Source organism: Streptomyces sp. SID5785 (genome assembly GCF_009870065.1).
In the GTDB taxonomy this organism is placed as follows: Bacteria; Actinomycetota; Actinomycetes; order Streptomycetales; family Streptomycetaceae; genus Streptomyces.
On the sequence record NZ_WWIA01000634.1, the window covers coordinates 1 to 1,991 of the forward strand.

General features: G+C 72.0%; 1 protein-coding gene and 1 pseudogene. One reads left to right on the top strand and one right to left on the bottom strand.

Translation table 11 applies throughout. The features are described 5' to 3' along the window. A pseudogene (locus tag GTW43_RS20735) lies at window positions 1-658 on the top strand (serine/threonine protein kinase); the annotation flags it as partial. A gap of 62 nt (window positions 659-720) precedes the next feature. Here GTW43_RS20735 and GTW43_RS20740 read toward each other — a convergent pair. Next, window positions 721-1,518 (bottom strand): SGNH/GDSL hydrolase family protein, encoded by a 798-nt coding sequence (locus GTW43_RS20740; RefSeq protein ID WP_161303517.1) that lies wholly within the window; start codon window positions 1,516-1,518, stop codon window positions 721-723. Window positions 1,519-1,991: the final 473 nt, after the last annotated feature.

Here is a 1,991-nt window from a genome sequence, read left to right on the forward strand (position 1 = left end):
GTTCCCGCTCGCCCTCGCGGCAGGCCTGGTGGTGCTGCTGCTCGCGATCGGCACGCTGGCGTACGTCCTGCTCGACCGTGACGACGGGAGCGGCGGCGGGTCCGGCGGGGCGAACGGCAGCGCCACGGGCGGCAGTTCGGGCGCGAGCGGCGGGGGTGACACGGGCGGGAAGGCGGGCGGCCCCTCGGACGGCGGCGGCCCCTCGGACAGTGCGACCGGGGACGGGGGCGGCACCCCGGGCGGCGGGGGCGGTCACACGACGACGCCGGTTCAGACGGTGCGGGTCAGCGCGCACGCGGTGCGCGGCAGTTACTCGGGCCCGTGTCCGCCGCCGGCCGCGCAGGCTCCGGCGTTCACGGCGACGATCACGGTGGGGCACACCCCGGCGAAGGTCCGCTTCCGCTGGGTCCTCGACGAGGGGAAGCCCTCGGATCCGGGCTGGCGGACCCTGGACTTCACGGCGGGCGGCCCGCGCAGCCGCACGGTCGGGACGACGGAGACCGGGTACGAGCAGGGCGCGACCCGGCACGACCGGATCGCGGTCGAGGTGGACGGCCCGGTCGAGGCGCGTTCCAACCCGGTGGCGTACTCCGTGACGTGCGACGTGGTGACCCCGACGAGCGGGGCCACCACGGGTTCACCTGAAGACAGGGCCTAGGGCCTGTCCGTGCGGCGGTGCTGCGGCGCTGTTCAGCGGGGACGGTGCGGGGTCGGGCCGGTTCAGGCCTTGGAGGTGAGGACGGGCAGGTAGCCGCCCGAGTGTCCGGCGGCGGTCGGGTGGTAGGACTCGCCGATGTTCGTCCAGTTGACGCTGTGCAGCCAGGCGGATCCGGAGCAGATCTCGTGCCCGGTGAAGGTGCCGCGCACGTCGCCGAAGGTGAGGCCGGCGGCGGAGACGCGGCCGGCGATCGTGGTGTCGAGCAGGTCGGCGGCGCCGTTGATGGCGGACCGCTCGGTCTCGGACAGTCCCGCGAGGCAGGAGCCGTCGAGCTGGTAGAAGCGCGGGTAGCCGAGGACGACGACCCGGGCGGACGGGGCCTTGGCCTTGATCGCGCGGTACACCGCGTCGAGCTTGGCGGGCAGGGTCGAGGTGACGTACGCCCGCGCCTGGTTGACGCGGTCGACGCAGGTGGACTCGGAGTAGAGCACACAGGTGGTCATGACGTCGGCGAAGCCGGCGTCGTTGCCTCCGACGCTCAGGGAGACCAGCCCTGTGGAGGAGTTCAGCGGGCCGAGCTGGTTGTTCAGCACGTCCCCCGTGACCGCGCCGGAGCAGGCCACGAAGCTGAAGGTGGAGGGTGCGTGAGCTGCCGCCCACAGGGCCGGGTAGGCCTTGGTGGAGCGCTTGCAGTCGCCACTGCCGCTGTCGTAGCTGCCGGCGCCCACTCCGGAGGAGTAGGAGTCGCCGAGTGCCACGTAGCCGGTACCCGCGGCCTGTGCGGTCGCGGCCCCGGTGAGGACCGCGGTCGCGGCGAAGAGGAGCGATGACACATAAGCCGCAATACGGAAACGTCTCATGAAGCCTCCCTTAGCAGGATCTCTGCGACAACTTTGGTACCACGCCTCGTAGTTACCGGGAAGTACCGCCGTCAACATTCCCCGCGGCTTCACGGCAGGTTCATGTCAGAACTGTCTTACCCTCGTCGCACCCGCGCTACGCCCGTAGACCCGTGCGCACCCTGACGAGGCACCAGATCTGAGGAGACGTCAGAACCCTCGAGATTCCGTCGAGTTGCACCATCGGGCGAGGCCGCGACGGAGGTCACCGCACACCGGCCGGGGCGCAGGGCGCATCTTGACGGCGGCCCGGAAGCTGCGCGACATTGAAGCCCGGCATCCGGCGCTTCGGGGGGCAAAGTCGCCCATGCAGACCATCGGGATCAATCAGTCGCCATCCGGCGGTTCGGGGGACGGCTCGGCGGACAGATCGCCGCCGGGCTCGGACGCGCGGCACCTCCTCGCGGGGGCCGGCGTCGTCGCGGCCGGAGCGG

Coding starts and splice junctions, on each gene's coding strand:
- GTW43_RS20740 (WP_161303517.1), bottom strand. CDS start 1,518: ATGAGACGTTTCCGTATTGCGGCTTATGTGTCATCGCTCCTCTTCGCC.